This is a genomic window from Streptomyces phyllanthi (assembly GCF_009377205.1).
In the GTDB taxonomy this organism is placed as follows: Bacteria; Actinomycetota; Actinomycetes; order Streptomycetales; family Streptomycetaceae; genus Streptomyces; species Streptomyces phyllanthi.
Map to the genome: position 1 here is coordinate 1 of NZ_VJZE01000082.1, position 18453 is coordinate 18453.

The 18453-nt window shown below is 70.0% G+C and carries 16 protein-coding genes; 8 read left to right on the plus strand and 8 right to left on the minus strand.

The window, feature by feature from the left end:
- The first annotated feature begins 231 nt into the window (after positions 1-231).
- Both groES and groL read left to right on the plus strand, forming a co-directional pair.
- Entirely contained in the window at positions 232-540 is a 309-nt protein-coding gene (gene groES / locus FNH04_RS14700; protein WP_131567147.1) for a co-chaperone GroES, read from the plus strand.
- A 135-nt stretch (positions 541-675) separates the two neighbouring features.
- Entirely contained in the window at positions 676-2301 is a 1626-nt protein-coding gene (gene groL, locus FNH04_RS14705) for a chaperonin GroEL (protein WP_152784257.1), read from the plus strand.
- A 335-nt stretch (positions 2302-2636) separates the two neighbouring features.
- On the opposite strand, the gene FNH04_RS14710 is transcribed toward groL, so the two are convergent.
- The 4 genes from FNH04_RS14710 to FNH04_RS14725 form a co-directional block, all read right to left on the minus strand.
- The gene (locus tag FNH04_RS14710) at positions 2637-3344 is read right to left on the minus strand and encodes an ester cyclase (protein ID WP_152784259.1); all 708 of its coding nucleotides are present in this window, start codon (positions 3342-3344) and stop codon (positions 2637-2639) included.
- A gap of 107 nt (positions 3345-3451) precedes the next feature.
- Positions 3452-4225, minus strand: a complete 774-nt coding sequence (locus FNH04_RS14715; protein ID WP_152784261.1) for an SDR family NAD(P)-dependent oxidoreductase — start codon at positions 4223-4225, stop codon at positions 3452-3454.
- A 123-nt stretch (positions 4226-4348) separates the two neighbouring features.
- Entirely contained in the window at positions 4349-5863 is a 1515-nt protein-coding gene (locus FNH04_RS14720; protein WP_152784263.1) for a multicopper oxidase family protein, read from the minus strand.
- A 161-nt stretch (positions 5864-6024) separates the two neighbouring features.
- The gene (locus FNH04_RS14725; RefSeq protein ID WP_152784265.1) at positions 6025-6714 is read right to left on the minus strand and encodes an MOSC domain-containing protein; all 690 of its coding nucleotides are present in this window, start codon (positions 6712-6714) and stop codon (positions 6025-6027) included.
- An 80-nt stretch (positions 6715-6794) separates the two neighbouring features.
- Between FNH04_RS14725 and FNH04_RS14730 the strand changes: the two genes are divergently transcribed.
- Positions 6795-7691, plus strand: a complete 897-nt coding sequence (locus tag FNH04_RS14730; protein WP_322723071.1) for a LysR family transcriptional regulator — start codon at positions 6795-6797, stop codon at positions 7689-7691.
- A 140-nt stretch (positions 7692-7831) separates the two neighbouring features.
- On the opposite strand, the gene FNH04_RS14735 is transcribed toward FNH04_RS14730, so the two are convergent.
- Entirely contained in the window at positions 7832-8161 is a 330-nt protein-coding gene (locus FNH04_RS14735; protein WP_152784269.1) for a WhiB family transcriptional regulator, read from the minus strand.
- 395 nt (positions 8162-8556) lie between these two features.
- Between FNH04_RS14735 and FNH04_RS14740 the strand changes: the two genes are divergently transcribed.
- The 4 genes from FNH04_RS14740 (at position 8557) to FNH04_RS14755 (ending at position 13025) form a co-directional block, all read left to right on the plus strand.
- Positions 8557-9168 carry a response regulator transcription factor gene (locus FNH04_RS14740; protein ID WP_003948568.1) on the plus strand — a complete coding sequence of 204 codons (612 nt, stop codon included), beginning with the start codon at positions 8557-8559 and terminating at the stop codon, positions 9166-9168.
- 328 nt (positions 9169-9496) lie between these two features.
- The gene (locus tag FNH04_RS14745; protein WP_060901477.1) at positions 9497-10072 is read left to right on the plus strand and encodes a sigma-70 family RNA polymerase sigma factor; all 576 of its coding nucleotides are present in this window, start codon (positions 9497-9499) and stop codon (positions 10070-10072) included.
- Positions 10073-10270: 198 nt separating this feature from the next.
- On the plus strand, positions 10271-11776 hold the full coding sequence (guaB, locus tag FNH04_RS14750) for an IMP dehydrogenase (protein WP_152784271.1): 1506 nt from the start codon (positions 10271-10273) through the stop codon (positions 11774-11776).
- A 124-nt stretch (positions 11777-11900) separates the two neighbouring features.
- Positions 11901-13025 (plus strand): GuaB3 family IMP dehydrogenase-related protein, encoded by a 1125-nt coding sequence (locus FNH04_RS14755; protein ID WP_322723073.1) that lies wholly within the window; start codon positions 11901-11903, stop codon positions 13023-13025.
- An 89-nt stretch (positions 13026-13114) separates the two neighbouring features.
- Here the strand turns inward: FNH04_RS14755 and FNH04_RS14760 are convergent, their stop codons facing one another.
- Both FNH04_RS14760 and FNH04_RS14765 read right to left on the minus strand, forming a co-directional pair.
- Positions 13115-13705: a hypothetical protein gene (locus tag FNH04_RS14760; protein ID WP_152784275.1), complete on the minus strand. Its 591-nt coding sequence runs from the start codon at positions 13703-13705 to the stop codon at positions 13115-13117.
- A gap of 149 nt (positions 13706-13854) precedes the next feature.
- The gene (locus FNH04_RS14765; RefSeq protein ID WP_152784277.1) at positions 13855-15063 is read right to left on the minus strand and encodes a nucleotide sugar dehydrogenase; all 1209 of its coding nucleotides are present in this window, start codon (positions 15061-15063) and stop codon (positions 13855-13857) included.
- Positions 15064-15337: 274 nt separating this feature from the next.
- Between FNH04_RS14765 and FNH04_RS14770 the strand changes: the two genes are divergently transcribed.
- Entirely contained in the window at positions 15338-17044 is a 1707-nt protein-coding gene (locus FNH04_RS14770) for a glycerol-3-phosphate dehydrogenase/oxidase (protein WP_322723074.1), read from the plus strand.
- 204 nt (positions 17045-17248) lie between these two features.
- Here the strand turns inward: FNH04_RS14770 and FNH04_RS14775 are convergent, their stop codons facing one another.
- Complete coding sequence (locus FNH04_RS14775) at positions 17249-18403, minus strand: serine hydrolase domain-containing protein (protein ID WP_152784290.1); 1155 nt, start codon at positions 18401-18403, stop codon at positions 17249-17251.
- Between the last annotated feature and the right edge of the window lie 50 nt (positions 18404-18453).

The window sequence follows — 18453 nt, forward strand, 5'->3', positions numbered from 1 at the left end:
CACCGCACCCGAAGAACACCCACAGCGCCCCCAAGGACCCGCGCCGCGCCGCAGGCAATTGGCACTCCGCTTGACCGAGTGCTAATCGCGGTCATAGTCTCAGGTCTGGCACTCCCCCCTGGAGAGTGCCAACAACGCGACGGGCAGGTCCGGCACCCGCGACGACGGATCGACCTGGTCGCCACCTCAGACAGTTAACCCCGTGAGATCTCCGAAGGGGGAGGTCGGATCGTGACGACCGCCAGCTCCAAGGTTGCCATCAAGCCGCTCGAGGACCGCATCGTGGTCCAGCCGCTGGACGCCGAGCAGACCACGGCCTCTGGCCTGGTCATCCCGGACACCGCGAAGGAGAAGCCCCAGGAGGGCGTCGTCCTCGCCGTGGGCCCGGGCCGCATCGAGGACGCCAAGCGCGTCGAGCTCGACGTCAAGGTCGGCGATGTCGTGCTCTACAGCAAGTACGGCGGCACCGAGGTGAAGTACAACGGCGAGGAGTACCTCGTCCTCTCGGCTCGCGACGTGCTCGCGATCATCGAGAAGTAATTCACCCGGACACAACCGGTTTTGCTTACACAGCTGCGCCCCTGGCCCCCCGCGAGCATTCATCAGCCGGGCGCCGGGGGCGCGGCTCGTTCACCGATAGATCACCTCTAGATTTCCGAGAGGGCCAACGCTCCCATGGCGAAGATCCTGAAGTTCGACGAGGACGCCCGTCGCGCCCTCGAGCGCGGCGTCAACAAGCTTGCCGACACCGTCAAGGTGACGATCGGTCCCAAGGGCCGCAACGTCGTCATCGACAAGAAGTTCGGCGCCCCCACCATCACCAACGACGGTGTGACCATCGCCCGCGAGGTCGAGGTCGAGGACCCGTACGAGAACCTCGGCGCCCAGCTGGTGAAGGAGGTGGCGACCAAGACCAACGACATCGCGGGTGACGGCACCACCACCGCCACCGTGCTCGCCCAGGCGCTCGTGCGCGAGGGCCTGAAGAACGTCGCCGCCGGTGCCTCCCCGGCCGCCCTGAAGAAGGGCATCGACGCCGCCGTCGCCGCGGTCTCCGAGGACCTGCTCGCCTCGGCCCGCCCGATCGACGAGAAGTCCGACATCGCCGCCGTCGCCGCGCTGTCCGCCCAGGACCAGCAGGTCGGCGAGCTCATCGCCGAGGCGATGGACAAGGTCGGCAAGGACGGTGTCATCACCGTCGAGGAGTCCAACACCTTCGGTCTTGAGCTGGACTTCACCGAGGGCATGGCCTTCGACAAGGGCTACCTGTCGCCGTACTTCGTGACGGACCAGGAGCGCATGGAGGCCGTCCTGGAGGACCCGTACATCCTCATCCACCAGGGCAAGATCTCCGCGATCGCGGACCTGCTGCCGCTGCTGGAGAAGGTCATCCAGGCGGGCGCCTCGAAGCCGCTGCTGATCATCGCCGAGGACGTCGAGGGCGAGGCCCTGTCGACCCTCGTCGTCAACAAGATCCGCGGCACGTTCAACGCGGTGGCCGTCAAGGCCCCCGGCTTCGGTGACCGCCGCAAGGCCATGCTCGGCGACATCGCCACCCTCACCGGCGGCGAGGTCATCGCCGAGGAGGTCGGCCTCAAGCTCGACCAGGTCGGCCTGGACGTGCTCGGCACCGCCCGCCGCGTCACCGTCACCAAGGACGACACCACCATCGTCGACGGCGGTGGCAAGGCCGAGGCGGTCTCCGGCCGCGTCGCCCAGATCAAGGCCGAGATCGAGAACACCGACTCCGACTGGGACCGCGAGAAGCTCCAGGAGCGCCTCGCCAAGCTGGCCGGCGGCGTGTGCGTGATCAAGGTCGGCGCCGCCACCGAGGTGGAGCTGAAGGAGAAGAAGCACCGTCTGGAGGACGCCATCTCCGCGACCCGCGCCGCGGTCGAGGAGGGCATCGTCTCCGGTGGTGGCTCCGCGCTCGTCCACGCCGTCAAGGTCCTCGAGGGCAACCTCGACAAGTCCGGCGACGAGGCCACCGGTGTCGCGGTCGTCCGCAAGGCCGCCGTCGAGCCGCTGCGCTGGATCGCCGAGAACGCCGGCCTGGAGGGCTACGTCATCGTCTCCAAGGTCGCCGAGCTCGAGAAGGGCAACGGCTACAACGCCGCCACCGGCGAGTACGGCGACCTGGTCAAGGCCGGCGTCATCGACCCGGTGAAGGTCACCCGCTCCGCCCTGGAGAACGCCGCCTCCATCGCCTCCCTCCTCCTCACGACCGAGACCCTGGTCGTCGAGAAGAAGGAAGAGGAGGAGCCGGCCGCCGCTGGTCACGGCCACGGCCACGCCCACTGACGAACGTAGGCAGGCCATCCTGAGGCCCGGCTCCCCCGGTATCCGGGGGAGCCGGGCCTCGGTGCTGTCCAGCGTCTTCGCGCATCCGCACCGGTCTCGTGGGGCACGACGCACTGCCGCGCGAGTACCGGATGAAACGGCCCAGGATGCCGGTGTTCCTGTAGGTGATCGTGGCGGGCACGCTGAGCCCGCCCGGGACTGGACCGTGCCGGACGCCTGACGATCTGCCCCCTCGTTGTGAGGTCGAGACCCCCGTCCCCGTCGCCGGAAACGGGGGCTTCTCCCATACGGAGGTCAGGTCTCGTACGGGAGGTCGGGAAGTCCGGTTCTCGCGGTCAGGTCTCCAGCGCGTCGAGCGCTCCGAGCTGAGCCATCAGTCCCAGGCGGTCGTACTGCCACCAGCCCTCGACGATCTTCCCGTCCTCCTGGAACCGCCAGATCGTCGTGCCGGTCATGCGGACCTTCCTGCCCGTGGGCGCTATGCCCAGGAACTCGCCCTTGTGGGTCCCGCCCCACGTCCACCGCGTGCACACCCGGTCACCCTGGGAGATCTGGTCCTCGACGGTGAACTCGAAGTCGAAGCCGTTCCGCCACATCTCCATCTCGCGCCGGATCGCGTCCAGCCCGATGTTGTCCTGCTCATTTGCCGGATCGTGGTCGTGGTAGTTCTCCGCCATCAGGTCGTTGAGCGGAGGCAGATCGCCCTTCGTGGCTATCGTCTCCAGCAGTCTCCGGGCGTTCGCCGCGTACAGCTGTTCGTCCCGCACCACGTCGAGATCGGTGAACGTGGGCATCTCGTCGCACAGCGCGACCATCTCCCGGAAGACCCTGTCGGTCTCCGGAAGGTTCGAGTTCCGCATCGCCTCCTCGTACGACGGGAACTCCACGATCTCGATGAGGTGCGAGTCGTCGGACCGGTCCTTGCCGATGATGCTGTGCGTGGCGGTCCGCTTGCCTTTGGTCTGTTCGACCCATGTGTCCAGAAGCCTGTTCATCTCGTCGAACCGGCTGGTCTTGCAGTCGATGAGCTGCACGAACGTCATGACACCGCCTCCCGGCCCCCCTGGTCGGGCTGATATGCCCATTTTCCCACCGGGGGCGCGGCGCCACCTCCGCGCGCCACTCCCTCACCGAGGCCGTCTGCCCCGGCCTACTGAGGCCCGTACTTCCGCCCCGTCCTGGAGCTGATCCCACCGAGCAGCCCCCGCGGCAGCACCTTCACCACGCCCATCAGGGTCTTGTACCGGGGGTCGGGGACGGACAGCGACTTGCCGCGCGCCAGATCCGCAAGCGCCGTGGTGACCAGCTTGTCGGCGTCCAGCCACATCCATCCGGGGATGTTGTCCGTGCCCATGCCGGCCCGCTCGTGGAACTCGGTGCGGACGAACCCGGGGCACAGCGCCATCAACCGCACGCCGCTCCCCACCAGGTCCTTCGCCGCGCCCTGCGTGAACTGCACGACCCACGCCTTGGACGCGCCGTACGTGCCCCGCGGCAGGAACGCGGCCACCGACGCCACATTGACGACCCCGCCCCGGCCCCGCTCCCGCATCCCCTCCGTCGCCGCCGAGGTCAGCCGGAGCACCGCCTCGCAGTGCACCTTGAGCATCTTCAGCTCGTCGGCCATCGGTACGTCGAGATAACGGCCCTTGTTCCCGAAGCCCGCGTTGTTGACCAGCAGGTCGACCGGGTCCTTGCGATCGGCCAGGCGCTTCTCCACCGCCTCGATGCCGTCGTCCGTCGCCAGATCCGCCGTCAGCACCTCCGCCTCGATGCCGTGCCGATCGTGCAACTCGGTCGCCTGCTCGCGCAGCCGCTTCGTGTCACGCGCCACCAGGACGAGGTTGTGGCCGTCAGCCGCCAGCCGCCGAGCGAAGGCGGCACCGATACCCGCGGTCGATCCCGTAATCAGAGCCGTTGTCATGACGCAAGATTAGTGACCCGGACTGTGCGAACCCGCCCCCTGTACCGGCCTTCACCTGTCCTTTCCCCGCTCCGCACCGATCACGGCCGCCGACCGCCGAGCCCCGCCCCGGCCTTGGCCCGCTCAGTGGTGCTCCCGCCTCGCGTGATCCGACGGTGCGCCCGGCCGCTGCCCCTTCTCCACCACCACGAACTGGCCCATCATCGCCTGGTCTTCGTGGAACAGGAGGTGGCAGTGGTACATGTACGGCGTGTCGGGATCCGCCGGTCCGTCGAAGCGCAGGGCCAGCTTCATGGTGGTGCCGTTCGGTAGGAACACGGTGTCCTTCGGTCCGCGCAGCCCGGGCGGTGGGGCGGCGCCGTTCACCTCCATGACGCGGAACTGCACGTCGTGCACATGGAAGTTGTGCGGCATGCCGTTGCCGTTGCGGACCGTCCAGACCTCCGTGGTCCCCCGGGTGACCGTCTCGTCGACACGGCTCATCTCCATCGCCCGGCCGTTGATCCCGGACCTCTTCAGATCGAAGTGGCGACCGCGTACCGCGTCCTTGCCGTCGGGTGTCTCCGACTCGGCCAGCACGGACGGCAGTTCGGGTGACGGCCGCAGACGCTCGGCGGCCCGCAGCTCCAGTACGTCGAAGGAGTCGTCACCGCCGGCGAACCGCCGCTGCCAGGCGTCCCCGTAGTTGTCCTGCGGGAAGCTGCGCAGCACCACGCGCTCGCCCGCCCGTAAACGGACGACGATCTCGGCCCGCTCACCGGGGGAGAGCTGGACCCGGTCCATGGCGGCGGGGCGCTCCAGCAGGCCGCCGTCCGTCGCTATCAGGGAGAAGGCCCGGCCGTCCGGAAACCCGAAGTCGTACGTGCGTGCCGTCGAGGCGTTGAGCAACCGCAGCCGTATCAGCTCGTCGCGGACCTCCCGGTAGGGACTCAGGGTGCCGTTGACCATGGTGCGGTCGCCCAGGAAGCCCACGTCCTGCATGGTCCCGTGCCCCTCGGCGAACCGGGCGCCGTCGAAGCGCACGTCCTGCACGATGACGGGCAGGTCGTCCACGCCGTACCTCTCCGGCAGATCGAGCCGCTCCGACTTCTCGTCGTCGAGCAGGAACATGCCCGCCAGACCGCGCCGTACGTGCTGCTCGGTCGCTCCGTGCGGGTGTGGGTGGTACCAGAGCGTCGCGGCCGGCTGGTCCACCGTCCACCGCGGACTCCAGGTGGCGCCGGGGGCGATCATCTGGTGCGGTCCGCCGTCCATCCGCGCGGGCAGGTGCATGCCGTGCCAGTGGACGGTGGAGGCCTCGTCGAGCCCGTTGCCGATACGGACGCGGACCTTCTCACCGCGCTCCGCGCGCAGCGTCGGGCCGAGATAGGAGCCGTTGAACCCCCAGGTCGGCGTCGCGCGGCCCTTCTCGAACTCCGTCTCGCCCGCCTGCATACGCAGGTCGAAGACGCGCGTGCCGTCCTTGTCGACGTACGACTTCGCCAGCGGCGGTATCGACAACGCGTTGCCGAACGGCTCCTTGCCGACCGTGCTGACGTCGGCACCTGTCCACCACCAGGTGAACAGGCCGCCGACCGCCAGCGCCACGACCGTGACGACCGAGCCGAGAACGATGAGGACCCGCTTGAGCCGAGACATGATTCGAGAGTCCCGGTTCGCCGGCCTGCGAACATCGGGGAACGGCCCTGACCGGCCCCCGATCCTCCCCGGCCCTTCCACCGGGGTTTCCCCCTAGGAGTCGTGCGGGGACCGGGCTGCGGGAAGGAGGCGGAAGGATCCCTCCCACGCGCCCGGGCCGCTCACCCTCCCGTCTGTCTCTCCCCGCCCCCGTACTTCGCCACGTACTTCTCCGCCTCCTTCAGCGCCTCCGGATGCAGCGCGTCCCGCGCCGCCAGCAGCCGGGGCAGTAGTGCGCGCTCCGTCATGACGGCCCGGAACTGGAGGGCCACCGTCACCTCGTGGTCCGGGCGGTGGACGATCTCGACGGGGTCGCCGGCCCGGATCTCACCCGGCTCGACGACCCGCAGATACGCCCCGGGCGCACCCTTCCGTGTGAAGCGTTTGACCCAGCCCCGTTCGCCGAGGTGCACCTGGAAGTTCAGGCAGGGGATGCGGCCGCAGGTGACCTCCAGGACCACGTCGGCGCCGATCCGCCAGCGCTCCCCGATCAGCGCGCCGGACACGTCGAGGCCCTCGGTGGTGAGGTTCTCGCCGAAGGCGCCGTTGGGCAGGGTGCGGTCCAGTTCCCGCTCCCAGCCGTCGAGGTCCTCGCGCGCGACCGCGTACACGGCCTGGTCGTCGCCGCCGTGATGCTGCTTGTTGCAGACCGCGTCCCCGGCGACCCCGCTGCCGCCCACTCCCTTGGGGCCGGGTGCGGATATCCGCAGAGGCCCCTCCACCGGCTGCTTGTCGATACCGGTCACATGCCCTGGCAGGTCCGGGTGGTCCACGGTCCTGGGGCGGCCCACGTTCAAAGACAGAATCTTCATGACGGGCACGCTAGGCGAAGCCGGTCAAAGCGTCGACGTGATATCCGGCTCTGTACCCAAGGGTCACTTATGCTCGGAGGGTGATCGAGGCCCGTCATCTCCGCGTTCTGCGCGCCGTCGCCACCACCGGTTCCTTCTCGGCGGCGGGGCGCGAGCTCGGCTGCACCCAGCCCGCCGTCAGCCAGCAGATGAAGGCCCTGGAGGCTTCCGTGGGCACACCGCTGCTCATCCGGAGCGGTCGCGCGATGAGGCTGACGCAGGCCGGGGAGGCGCTGGTTCGGCACGCGGCCGGGATTCTCGCCGGGCTCACGGCCGCCGAGGAGGAGGTCGCCGCCATCGCCGGTCTCAGGGCCGGGCGAGTGCGCCTCGTCTCCTTCCCCAGTGGCAGTTCCGCTCTCGTCCCCACCGCGCTCGCGGCGCTGCGCGCAGCACACCCCGGGACCAGGGTCTCCCTGGAGGAGGCGGAACCGCCGAAGTCCGTCGAGATGCTCCGCGCGGGCGACTGCGATGTCGCGCTCGCGTTCCGGTACGAGGGGGCGGCGGGGGCCGACGAGTGGGACGACCTCGTCGTACGGCCCCTGCTGACCGACCGGCTCGTGGGGCTCGTACCCGAGGGGCACCGGCTGTCCCGTACGAAGGCCGTCGCCATCGGCGCGCTTGCCGGAGAGTCGTGGATCGCGGGCTGCCCGCGGTGCCGGGGACACCTGGTCGAAGTCTGCGAGGGAGTGGGCTTCACGCCGCGCATCGACTTCGCGACCGACGACTACCCGGCGGTCGTCGGCCTGGTCGGCGCGGGTCTCGGTGTGGCGGTTCTGCCGGAGCTGGCCATCGAGTCCGTACGGGCCAAAGGGGTGCGGATGATCGCGGTGGAGCCCGCCGTGCGCCGTGAGATCGTCGCGCTCACCCTGCCGGACCTGGCTCAGGTGCCGACGGTGGCCGCGACGCTGGAGCAGCTGGCGAGGGCGGCCGGGCGGTAGGGGCGTCCTGAGAGGACCGGGTAGGGCATTGGGGGGACGGAGAACAGAGGAACAAGGGCACGCGCGCGTGGCCGACGCGTGCGGTGTGGGGCCGTTGTGCGTTGCGGAGCGGAGTCCCCGCGGCTTGCAGAAACGTTCCTTCAGGTGCTCGGAGTGGTCTCGTTCCCCGTCGTCGACGCTGACACCAGCCGGTGACGCGCCCGCCCCATGAGCTCTTCGCGCTCGTCCTCGGTCAGTCCTCCCCACACGCCGTAAGGCTCGCGCACCGCCAGGGCGTGGGCCGCGCACTCCGCGCGGACGGGGCATCTCATGCAGACCTCTTTGGCCGAGTTCTCGCGAGCGCTCCGTGCGGCACCGCGCTCGCCCTCCGGATGGAAGAAGAGCGAGCTGTCGACCCCGCGGCAGGCCGCGAGGAGCTGCCAGTCCCACAGATCCGCGTTGGGCCCGGGAAGGCGGGAGAAATCTGCCATTGCGTTGTCCCCTTGTTGCCGTTCTGGGCGGAGAGGTGGTGGCCACGGCCATGCATCCGCGGTCTAAGGAGATGAAAATATGACTCATTACGAATCTAGCCAAAGACGCTACTAAACGGGAAGAAATCGGCCCGAATGGGGCATAGGTTGTGATGAAACGTTGAGGGTCCGCTGCGCATGTCTGCACCGTGTCCGGGCCCTCACGTAGAGTGCCGAAGGTGGCTCAGTGTCCCGTAACTCTTTCGAGTGACCGTCGTTGAGAGTGCGGAGGCGGTTGAAGGACCAAGCGCTCGGGCAAGGCGTCTCGAGTCCGCTCGCGAGTGTCGACCGCACAGGTGACGATTCGTACCAGCCTGGAGGCTCAAGGTGACGCGCATCAGCTGCGGAGGGCGGCCATGACATCCGTCCTCGTCTGCGACGACTCCCCGCTTGCCCGAGAGGCGCTCCGCCGCGCGGTCGCGACCGTGCCCGGCGTCGAGCGCGTGACGACGGCGGCCAACGGCGAGGAAGTCCTCCGCCGCTGGGGCGCCGACCGCTCGGACCTGATTCTGATGGACGTACGCATGCCCGGTCTGGGCGGCGTCGAGACCGTACGGCGGCTGCTGTCCGCCGACCCCGGTGCGCGCATCATCATGCTCACCGTCGCCGAGGACCTGGACGGTGTGGCCCTCGCGGTCGCCGCCGGGGCCCGCGGCTATCTGCACAAGGACGCCTCGCGCGCGGAACTGCGCGCCACGGTGACGCAGGCGCTCGCCGATCCCACCTGGCGGCTCGCCCCGCGCAGACTGCGCTCGGCCGAGATGGGGGCCGCCCCGACGCTCACGGCGCGTGAGATCCAGGTCCTCGAGGGCATGAGCCACGGCCGGTCGAACGCGGAGATCGGCCGCGAGCTGTTCCTCTCCGAGGACACGGTCAAGACGCACGCCCGGCGGCTGTTCAAGAAGCTCGGCGCCTCCGACCGCGCGCACGCCGTGGCGCTCGGCTTCCGGTGGGGCCTGGTTCGCTAGGTGGGCCGTAGCGGGGGTACGAGAATCCCCGCCTGCCGCCAGGCGGGCGGGGTTGCTGTCCGAAAGTCGAGCGGAAGCGCTTACCGCGAGGTGAGCGGGGGTGTGTACCGCGCGATGGACGGCAGCGGCAAACCGACCCGCCGGGTGCCCGCTGCTCGTTTCGCCGCCGATGCCGCATCCTTGAGGTGTGGAGTTCCTCGGGGACGAGTCGGACGAGCGGAAGGGGAGGGCGCAGGAGATGAGTTCCGGCGCACCTGCTCATAACGCTTCGGTGCACAACATCGGGCACGGTGCCACGGGGCGGACAGCCTCAGGGCACCATGGACCGATGCGCGATGACGAGACGACGGTGATCGGTGCGCTCGTTCATCGCGCTGTCGACGGAGACGAGCAGGCCACGCACGATCTGCTCGCTCATGTCCATCCATTGGCCCTGCGCTACTGCCGTACGCGGCTCTCCCGCCTGCCGGGTGATGCCCGTCACTTCGTCGAGGACCTCGCGCAGGAGGTCTGCGTCGCCGTCCTCCTCGCGCTGCCGCGCTACAAGGACACGGGACGGCCCTTCGAGGCGTTCGTCTTCGCCATCGCCGCCCACAAGGTCGCCGATCTGCAGCGGGCCGCGATGCGCCATCCGGGCTCGACGGCCGTTCCCTCGGACGAGATGCCCGAACGGCCGGACGACTCGCTGGGCCCGGAGGAGCGGGCGCTGTTGAGCAGCGACGCAGAGTGGGCCAAGAAGCTCCTGGCCAACCTTCCGGAGAACCAGCGGGAGCTGCTCCTGCTGAGGATCGCGGTGGGCCTCACGGCCGAGGAGACGGGGCAGATGCTGGGCATGTCACCGGGCGCCGTCCGGGTGGCACAGCACCGGGCGCTGAGCCGGCTGCGGGCGCTGGCGGAGCAGTAGGCGGGCTCTCACGGAGGCTTTCCCCCGGCCTCCTGGAGGGGCTTTCCCGACCGCTTCCGGTGCGCTTGTGAACGGGGGCGACGCCTGGACCGTACGAACTTACGAAGCCAAAGGGTGCTCTCCGTCATGGAATGAGACACCTCCGCTTCCCGTTAGCATGGACATCCGCACCGATCAAGGCCATTTGGAGAAGGTGTCATGACTGCCAACGTCGACGGAGTGCCCGAGAAATTCGCGACACTCGGGCTGACCTACGACGACGTGCTGCTGCTTCCGGGCGCATCCGAGGTGCTGCCCAACGCGGTCGACACCTCGTCCCGTGTGTCGCGCAACGTGCGTGTGAACATCCCGCTGCTCTCGGCGGCGATGGACAAGGTGACCGAGTCCCGCATGGCGATCGCGATGGCCAGGCAGGGCGGCGTCGGCGTGCTGCACCGCAACCTCTCCATCGAGGACCAGGTCAACCAGGTCGACCTGGTGAAGCGCTCCGAGTCCGGCATGGTCACCGACCCGATCACGGTGAACCCGGACGCCACGCTGGCCGAGGCCGACGCCCTGTGCGCCAAGTTCCGCATCAGCGGTGTCCCGGTCACCGACGGCAACAGCAAGCTGCTCGGCATCGTCACCAACCGCGACATGGCCTTCGAGACGGACCGGTCGCGCCAGGTCCGCGAGGTCATGACGCCGATGCCCCTGGTCACCGGCAAGGTCGGGATCTCCGGCCACGACGCCATGGACCTGCTGCGCCGTCACAAGATCGAGAAGCTTCCCCTGGTCGACGACGCGGGCGTCCTCAAGGGCCTCATCACGGTCAAGGACTTCGTGAAGGCCGAGAAGTACCCGAACGCCGCGAAGGACGCCGAGGGCCGACTGCTCGTGGGTGCCGCCGTCGGCGCCAGCCCCGAGGCACTGGAGCGGGCCCAGGCGCTGGCCGAGGCCGGCGTGGACTTCCTCGTCGTCGACACCTCGCACGGCCACAACAGCAACGCGCTCAGCTGGATGTCGAAGATCAAGTCGAGCGTGGCCGTGGACGTGATCGGCGGCAACGTCGCCACGCGTGACGGCGCCCAGGCGCTGATCGACGCCGGTGTGGACGGCATCAAGGTGGGCGTCGGCCCCGGCTCGATCTGTACCACCCGTGTGGTGGCCGGCATCGGCGTCCCGCAGGTCACGGCCATCTACGAGGCGGGCCTCGCGGCCCGTGCCGCCGGCGTTCCCGTGATCGGCGACGGTGGCCTGCAGTACTCCGGGGACATCGGCAAGGCCCTGGCCGCCGGTGCCGACACCGTGATGCTCGGCAGCCTCCTCGCGGGCTGCGAGGAGTCGCCCGGTGAGCTGCTCTTCATCAACGGCAAGCAGTTCAAGTCGTACCGCGGCATGGGCTCCCTCGGCGCCATGCAGTCCCGCGGTCAGGGCAGGTCGTACTCGAAGGACCGCTACTTCCAGGCCGAGGTGGCCTCGGACGACAAGCTGGTGCCCGAGGGCATCGAGGGCCAGGTGCCCTACCGCGGTCCGCTGGCCAACGTCCTGCACCAGCTCGTGGGCGGTCTGCGCCAGACCATGGGTTACGTCGGCGCCGCCACCATCGACGAGATGGAGTCCAAGGGCCGCTTCGTGCGGATCACCTCGGCGGGCCTCAAGGAGAGCCACCCGCACGACATCCAGATGACGGTCGAGGCGCCGAACTACACCAGCCGGGGCTGAGACCGGCCTCCACGCGTACGCGTGCCGCACGTCCAAGGGCGGTCCCGAAAGGCTCCGGGACCGCCCTTGTCGTAGGCGTCGGGGATACTGGGAGGCGCTGAAACGCAGAGGGAAAGGCCACACAGTGACTGAGATCGAGATCGGGCGGGGCAAGCGCGGCCGCCGGGCGTACGCCTTCGACGACATCGCCGTCGTCCCCAGCCGCCGTACCCGGGACCCGAAGGAGGTCTCGATCGCCTGGCAGATCGACGCCTACCGCTTCGAGCTGCCCTTCCTGGCCGCCCCCATGGACTCGGTCGTCTCCCCGGCCACGGCCATCCGCATCGGCGAGCTGGGCGGCCTCGGCGTACTGAACCTCGAGGGCCTCTGGACGCGGCACGAGGACCCGCAGCCGCTGCTCGACGAGATCGCCGGACTGGACCCGGAGACCGCGACCCGCCGCCTCCAGGAGATCTACGCGGCTCCGATCAAGGAGGAGCTGATCGGCGCGCGCATCAAGGAGGTGCGCGACTCGGGCGTGGTCACCGCCGCCGCGCTCTCCCCGCAGCGCACGGCCCAGTTCTCCAAGGCGGTCGTCGACGCCGGCGTGGACATCTTCGTCATCCGCGGTACGACGGTGTCGGCGGAGCACGTCTCGGGCTCGCACGAGCCGCTGAACCTGAAGCAGTTCATCTACGAGCTGGACGTCCCCGTGATCGTGGGCGGCTGCGCCACGTACACGGCGGCCCTGCACCTGATGCGCACGGGCGCGGCCGGTGTCCTCGTCGGCTTCGGCGGCGGCGCCGCGCACACCACGCGCAACGTGCTGGGCATCCAGGTGCCCATGGCGACCGCGGTCGCCGATGTCGCCGCCGCCCGGCGCGACTACATGGACGAGTCCGGCGGCAGGTATGTGCACGTCATCGCGGACGGCGGCGTCGGCTGGTCCGGTGACCTCCCCAAGGCGATCGCCTGCGGTGCCGACGCCGTGATGATGGGCTCCCCGCTCGCGCGCGCGACGGACGCGCCCGGCAAGGGCCACCACTGGGGCATGGAGGCCGTCAACGAGGAGCTGCCGCGCGGCAAGAAGGTCGACCTCGGCACCGTCGGCACGATCGAGGAGGTCCTGACGGGCCCCTCGCACACCCCGGACGGCTCGATGAACTTCTTCGGTGCCCTCCGCCGCGCCATGGCCACGACCGGCTACAGCGAGCTCAAGGAGTTCCAGCGGGTCGAGGTGACGGTGGCGGACTCGGTGCACAGGCGCTGACCGCCCCGCCCGCGGGACGAAGGGGCCCGGCCCACCGTTCGTGGTGGGCCGGGCCCCTTCGCCGTACGACGGTGTCGTCCGCGGGGTCGTCAGTCGGCGGCCTTCTTGGCGCCCGAGAAGGCAGCGAAGGCGCCGATGGCCAGGAAGAGGAAGGTCATGGCGTCGGCCCCTTCCTTCCAGACGTCGGTCAGCACGCTGAACTGCTCGGTGAAGATCGTCGTGACGGAGGTGCCGGTCTCGTCGGCGGCCCACACCGCGTACCCCGTGAGCTGGCCCGCGTAGATCGCGCCCAGGGATATCACGGCGCTCACGACGGGCAGGACGGGGTTGCTGCCGCCGAGCTTGCCCGCGGCGAAGCCGACGACGAAGCCGACGCCGATCGCGGCGTAACCGATCTCGTGCTCGGTCTTGCCGATGATGACGCCGTAGATGACGGCGGTGACCAGGGCCGCGACGACCGCGGCCACGATGCCGACGGTGACGTTGCCACGGCGCGGCGCGGGCGGGGCCGGGGGCACGAAGCCGGGCTGCTGGCCCGCGAACGGGTTGCCCCCGGCGGGCTGCTGTGCGAACGGGTTGCCGCCCGTGGGCTGCTGTGCCGCGTAAGGGTTGCCGTCGGTGGGCTGCCCGGCGTACGGGTTGCCCTCGGCGGGCTGGGACGGCGGCGTGGACTGGCTCATGCTGGATCCCCCGATGATGTGTGAATGCCGACCGCATCCGGGTGCGGCGGACGTGGCCGCACTCGTGTACGACAACGGCCCCGCACACTAGCAGCCGCCACCGACAACGGGGTGTCGGTTTTTCCGGCTCCCCGGAGCCGGACGCGGCCTCAGAGCCGGTGAGCCGAACCGGTGGGTGTCGCTCCGCGTGTGTCCAGCAGGAGTTGTGCCTTGGCGGACAGGCCCTGGAGGTCGTACGTGCGGTGCTGCTGGAGCAGGATCGTCAGATCGGCGTCCGCGGCGGCCTCGTAGAGCGAGTCGGCGCGCGGGACGGGGCGGTCCAGGACGCTCCAGGCGGGGACATACGGGTCGTGGTAGCCGAGTGAGGCGCCGAGCTCCATCAGGCGATGGGCGATCTCGCGCGCGGGGGTGCCCTGTTGGTCGGCCACATCGGGCTTGTAGGTGACCCCCAGGAGCAGTACGTGCGCACCGCGGGCCGACTTGCCGTGCTCGTTGAGGAGTGTGGCGGCGCGCTGGACGACGTACTGGGGCATGCGGTCGTTGACCCGCTGGGCCAGTTCGACCATTCGCAGGGACCGGGGCGCGCGGCTCGCCAGGTCCTGGGGGACGCCGTGGCCGCCGACGCCGGGGCCCGGGCGGAAGGCCTGGAAGCCGAACGGCTTGGTCTCGGCGCAGCGGATGACGTCCCACAGGTCGACGCCCAAGTCGTGGCACAGGACGGCCATCTCGTTGACGAGGGCGATGTTGACGTGCCGGTAGTTCGTCTCCAGGAGCTGCACGGTCTCCGCCTCGCGCGGCCCACGCGCGCGTACCACCTTGTCGGTGAGGCGCCCGTAGAAGGCGGCGGCCGACTCGGTGCATGCGGGAGTGAGGCCGCCGATCACCTTGGGGGTGTTGGCGGGGCCGAAGTCGCGGTTGCCCGGGTCGGCCCTGCCCGGTGAGTACGCGAGGTGGAAGTCGCTGCCCGCGCGCAGTCCTGAGCCCTCTTCGAGGAGCGGGCGCAGGAATTCCTCCGTGGTGCCGGGGTACACGGGGGACTCCAGGATCACCGTGGTGTGCGGGCGCAGGCGTGCGGCGAGGACGCGGGCGGCTTCGGCCACGTGGGTGAGGTCGAGCGTGCCGTCGGCGCCGCACGAGGTCGGGGCGCAGATGACCGCCGTACGGACGCGGCCCAGTTCGGCGGAGCCGGGGGCGGGCCGGAAGCCCTGGGCGAGCATACGGCGGAGTTCGGCCGGGGCGAGGGAGCCGCTCTCGGGGCCGGCCCGATACCCGAGTGTGGGGATGCCGGCGGCGACGGCGGCCCGGGCCAGCGGAAGGCCGAGATGACCGAGTCCGATGACGGCGAGATCTGCGGGCATGGAAATGAGCCGTCCTTCCCAGTAACCGAAGCGGGACAGTCGCGCAAGCCCTGTGGACAGGATGGGCGAGCGCAATGTCAGACTAGGAGTAAATATGACCGATTTGCGGGATTGACTGGCTCTCTTTCTCCGCGCGTCCCCGAGAGTTGTCCACAGGCGGACGGCGGGTGGTGGCCGGAGTTGGGCAAGGCCGTCAGAATTCTGGGCATGGGGGATGTGAGCAAGGTCTTGCCCGACGGGTGAGACCAGCGCGACACAACAGCGGGAGGCAGCGGTGAGGACAGCGACACTCGGGCCGGCACAGCGCGCCGAGTCACTGGCGGCAATGGCCGAGCGCGAGCTGGACGTGCTGGTCGTGGGCGCGGGCGTGGTCGGTGCGGGCACGGCGCTCGACGCGGTGACGCGAGGTCTGTCCACGGGACTGGTCGAGGCGCGCGACTGGGCGTCGGGCACCTCCAGCAGGTCCAGCAAGCTGATACACGGCGGCCTGCGCTATCTGGAGATGCTCGACTTCGCGCTCGTACGCGAGGCGTTGAAGGAACGCGGTCTGCTGCTGGAGCGGCTGGCACCCCACCTGGTGAAGCCTGTCCCGTTCCTCTACCCGCTGCAGCGCAAGGGCTGGGAGCGGCTGTACGCGGGCTCGGGCGTCGCGCTGTACGACGGCATGTCGATGGCGCGCGGACACGGTCGGGGCCTTCCCGTGCACCGCCACCTGACACGCCGCCACGCCCTGCGCGTCGCCCCCTGTCTGAAGAAGGACTCCCTGGTCGGCGCCCTGCAGTACTACGACGCCCAGATGGACGACGCCCGTTATGTGGCCACCCTGGTGCGCACGGCGGCGTCGTACGGCGCGAAGACCGCCAACCGCGCGCGTGTGACCGGGTTCCTGCGCGAGGGCGAGCGCGTCGTCGGGGCCAGGGTGCAGGACGTCGAAGGGGGCGGGGAGTACGAGATCCGCGCCAAGCAGGTCGTCAACGCCACCGGCGTGTGGACCGACGACACACAGGCGATGGTGGGCGAGCGGGGCCAGTTCCACGTACGGGCCTCCAAGGGCATCCATCTGGTCGTGCCCAAGGACCGGATCCACTCGACGACCGGTCTGATCCTGCGGACCGAGAAGTCCGTGCTGTTCGTCATTCCCTGGGGGCGGCACTGGATCGTCGGCACCACGGACACCGACTGGGACCTGGACAAGGCCCATCCGGCGGCCTCCAGCGCGGACATCGACTACCTGCTGGAGCATGTGAACTCGGTGCTGGCGGTGCCGCTCACCCGCGACGACGTACAGGGTGTGTACGCGGGACTGCGGCCGCTGCTCGCCGGCGAGTCGGACGCCACCAGCAAGCTGTCGCGCGAGCACACCGTGGCCCATCCGGTGCCGGGGCTCGTGGTGGTGGCGGGCGGCAAGTACACGACGTACCGGGTCATGGCCAAGGACGCCGTGGACGCGGCCGTGCACGGGCTCGACCAGCGGGTCGCCGAGTGCGTCACCGAGGACGTGCCGCTGCTCGGGGCCGAGGGATACCGGGCGCTGTGGAACGCGCGGGCGCGGATAGCGGCGCGGGCCGGGCTCCACGTGGCGCGCGTGGAGCATCTGCTGAACCGGTACGGGGCGATGGCCGAGGAGGTGCTCGACCTGATCGTGGCCGATCCCTCACTGGGGGCGCCCCTGCCCGCGGCCGAGGACTATCTGCGGGCCGAGGTCGTCTACGCGGCCTCGCACGAGGGGGCGCGGCATCTGGACGACGTGCTCACGCGGCGGACGCGGATCTCGATCGAGACGTTCGACCGGGGGACGAGGAGCGCACGCGAGGCCGCGGAGTTGATGGCTCCCGTGCTCGGCTGGGACGAGGACCAGATCGAGCGCGAGGTCGAGCACTACCGGAAGCGGGTGGAGGCCGAGCGGGAGTCGCAGCGCCAGCCCGACGACCTGACCGCCGACGCGGCTCGGCTGGGGGCGCCGGACATAGTGCCGTTGTAGCGGGACCGCGCGGGTGCACCGAGGCCTGTCCGGGTGCATTGAGGCCTGTCCGCGGGCGGGTCGAGGCTTGTCCGCGGGTGGGTCGAGGCCTGTTCGCGGGTGGGTCGAGGCCTGTCGAGCTGCGGGTCGAGGCGCCGTCGGGAACCGTCGATATCACTCGAACGGGTGTCGTGGGCTGGGATCTCTGCTCGGAACCCGGCCGTTCTACGAGATGCGGGGGCAGAACTCGGCGGAGAGCAGGGCGGCTTCGAGTCCGGGATCTGCGACCGCGTCCGTGTTCACGCGGAACGTGAGGACGTGACGGCCGTCGACGGTGGCTGCGGTGCGCACGTAGCTGCCGGAGATATGGCCGTTGTGTCCCCACACCGTGGTGCCGCACGGGAGTTCCACGGGGTAGAGCCCCAGGCCGTACTCGCCATGTGCGGCATGGGTGTCGAGCATCTCGCGCAGTTGGCGGGGCGGAAGCAGGTCGCCGTGCAACAGGGCCGCGTAGAAGCGGTTCAGGTCGGTGAGCGTGGTGACCAGCTCGCCCGCCGCTCCGGCCACGCGCGGGTCGAGATCGGTGACGTCGGTGCCGTCGGCGGCGTACGCACGACCGTGCGGGTCGGGCAGCGAGGAGCGGGCACCGGGGAACGAGGTGCCTGTGAGTCGGAGGGGAGCGAGGATGCGGCGCTCGGCCTCGGTGGCGTACGAGTGGCCGGTGACCTGCTGGATGACCATGCCGAGCAGGACGTAGTTGGTGTTCGAGTACGAGAAGCGGCCGAGGGCCGCCGGAGGGTGGGTGAGGGCGGTGCGTACGGCCTGACGTGGGGTCACGGGGACGGTGCCCCCGGTGTCGGCGGTGTAGTCGGCGAGGCCACTGGTGTGGGTGAGCAGGGCGCGCAGGGTGACGGTACGGCCGTCGTTGCCCGCGCCGTGCACCAGGCCCGGCAGGTGCTCGTCGACGGTGTCCGACAGGGACAGCCGGTGCTCGGCGGCCAGTTGCAGCACGACCGTGGCGATGAACGTCTTGGTGATGCTGCCCGCCCTGAAGTGGTCGGCCCGGCGGATGGCCGGGGCGGTGGTGGCGTCGCTGCGGGTGCGGGTTCCGCTGAGAGTGAGGGTGAGGGGTCCGGCGCCAGGGCGGTCCTCGCCGGTGGGTGTGGTGTGCGGCGTGCTCGTGGACTCGGCGTGGGTGAACCGGGTGCGGCCCTCCTCCTGTGCGAGAAGGGCTGCGGCGGGAGCTCCGCCCTTGGTGACGAGGAGCGGAAGGAGTGCGTCCGAGGGCGGGGCGACGTGGGCCTGTGAGCCGACGGACGTCAGACAGAGGAGGGCCAGGGACACGGGTACGGCCAGGAGTGTCCTGCGCGACGGTGCCATCACGGTCCTCTCTTTCGCGGGCCATCATGCGGGACGGCCCTGAGCTGCGT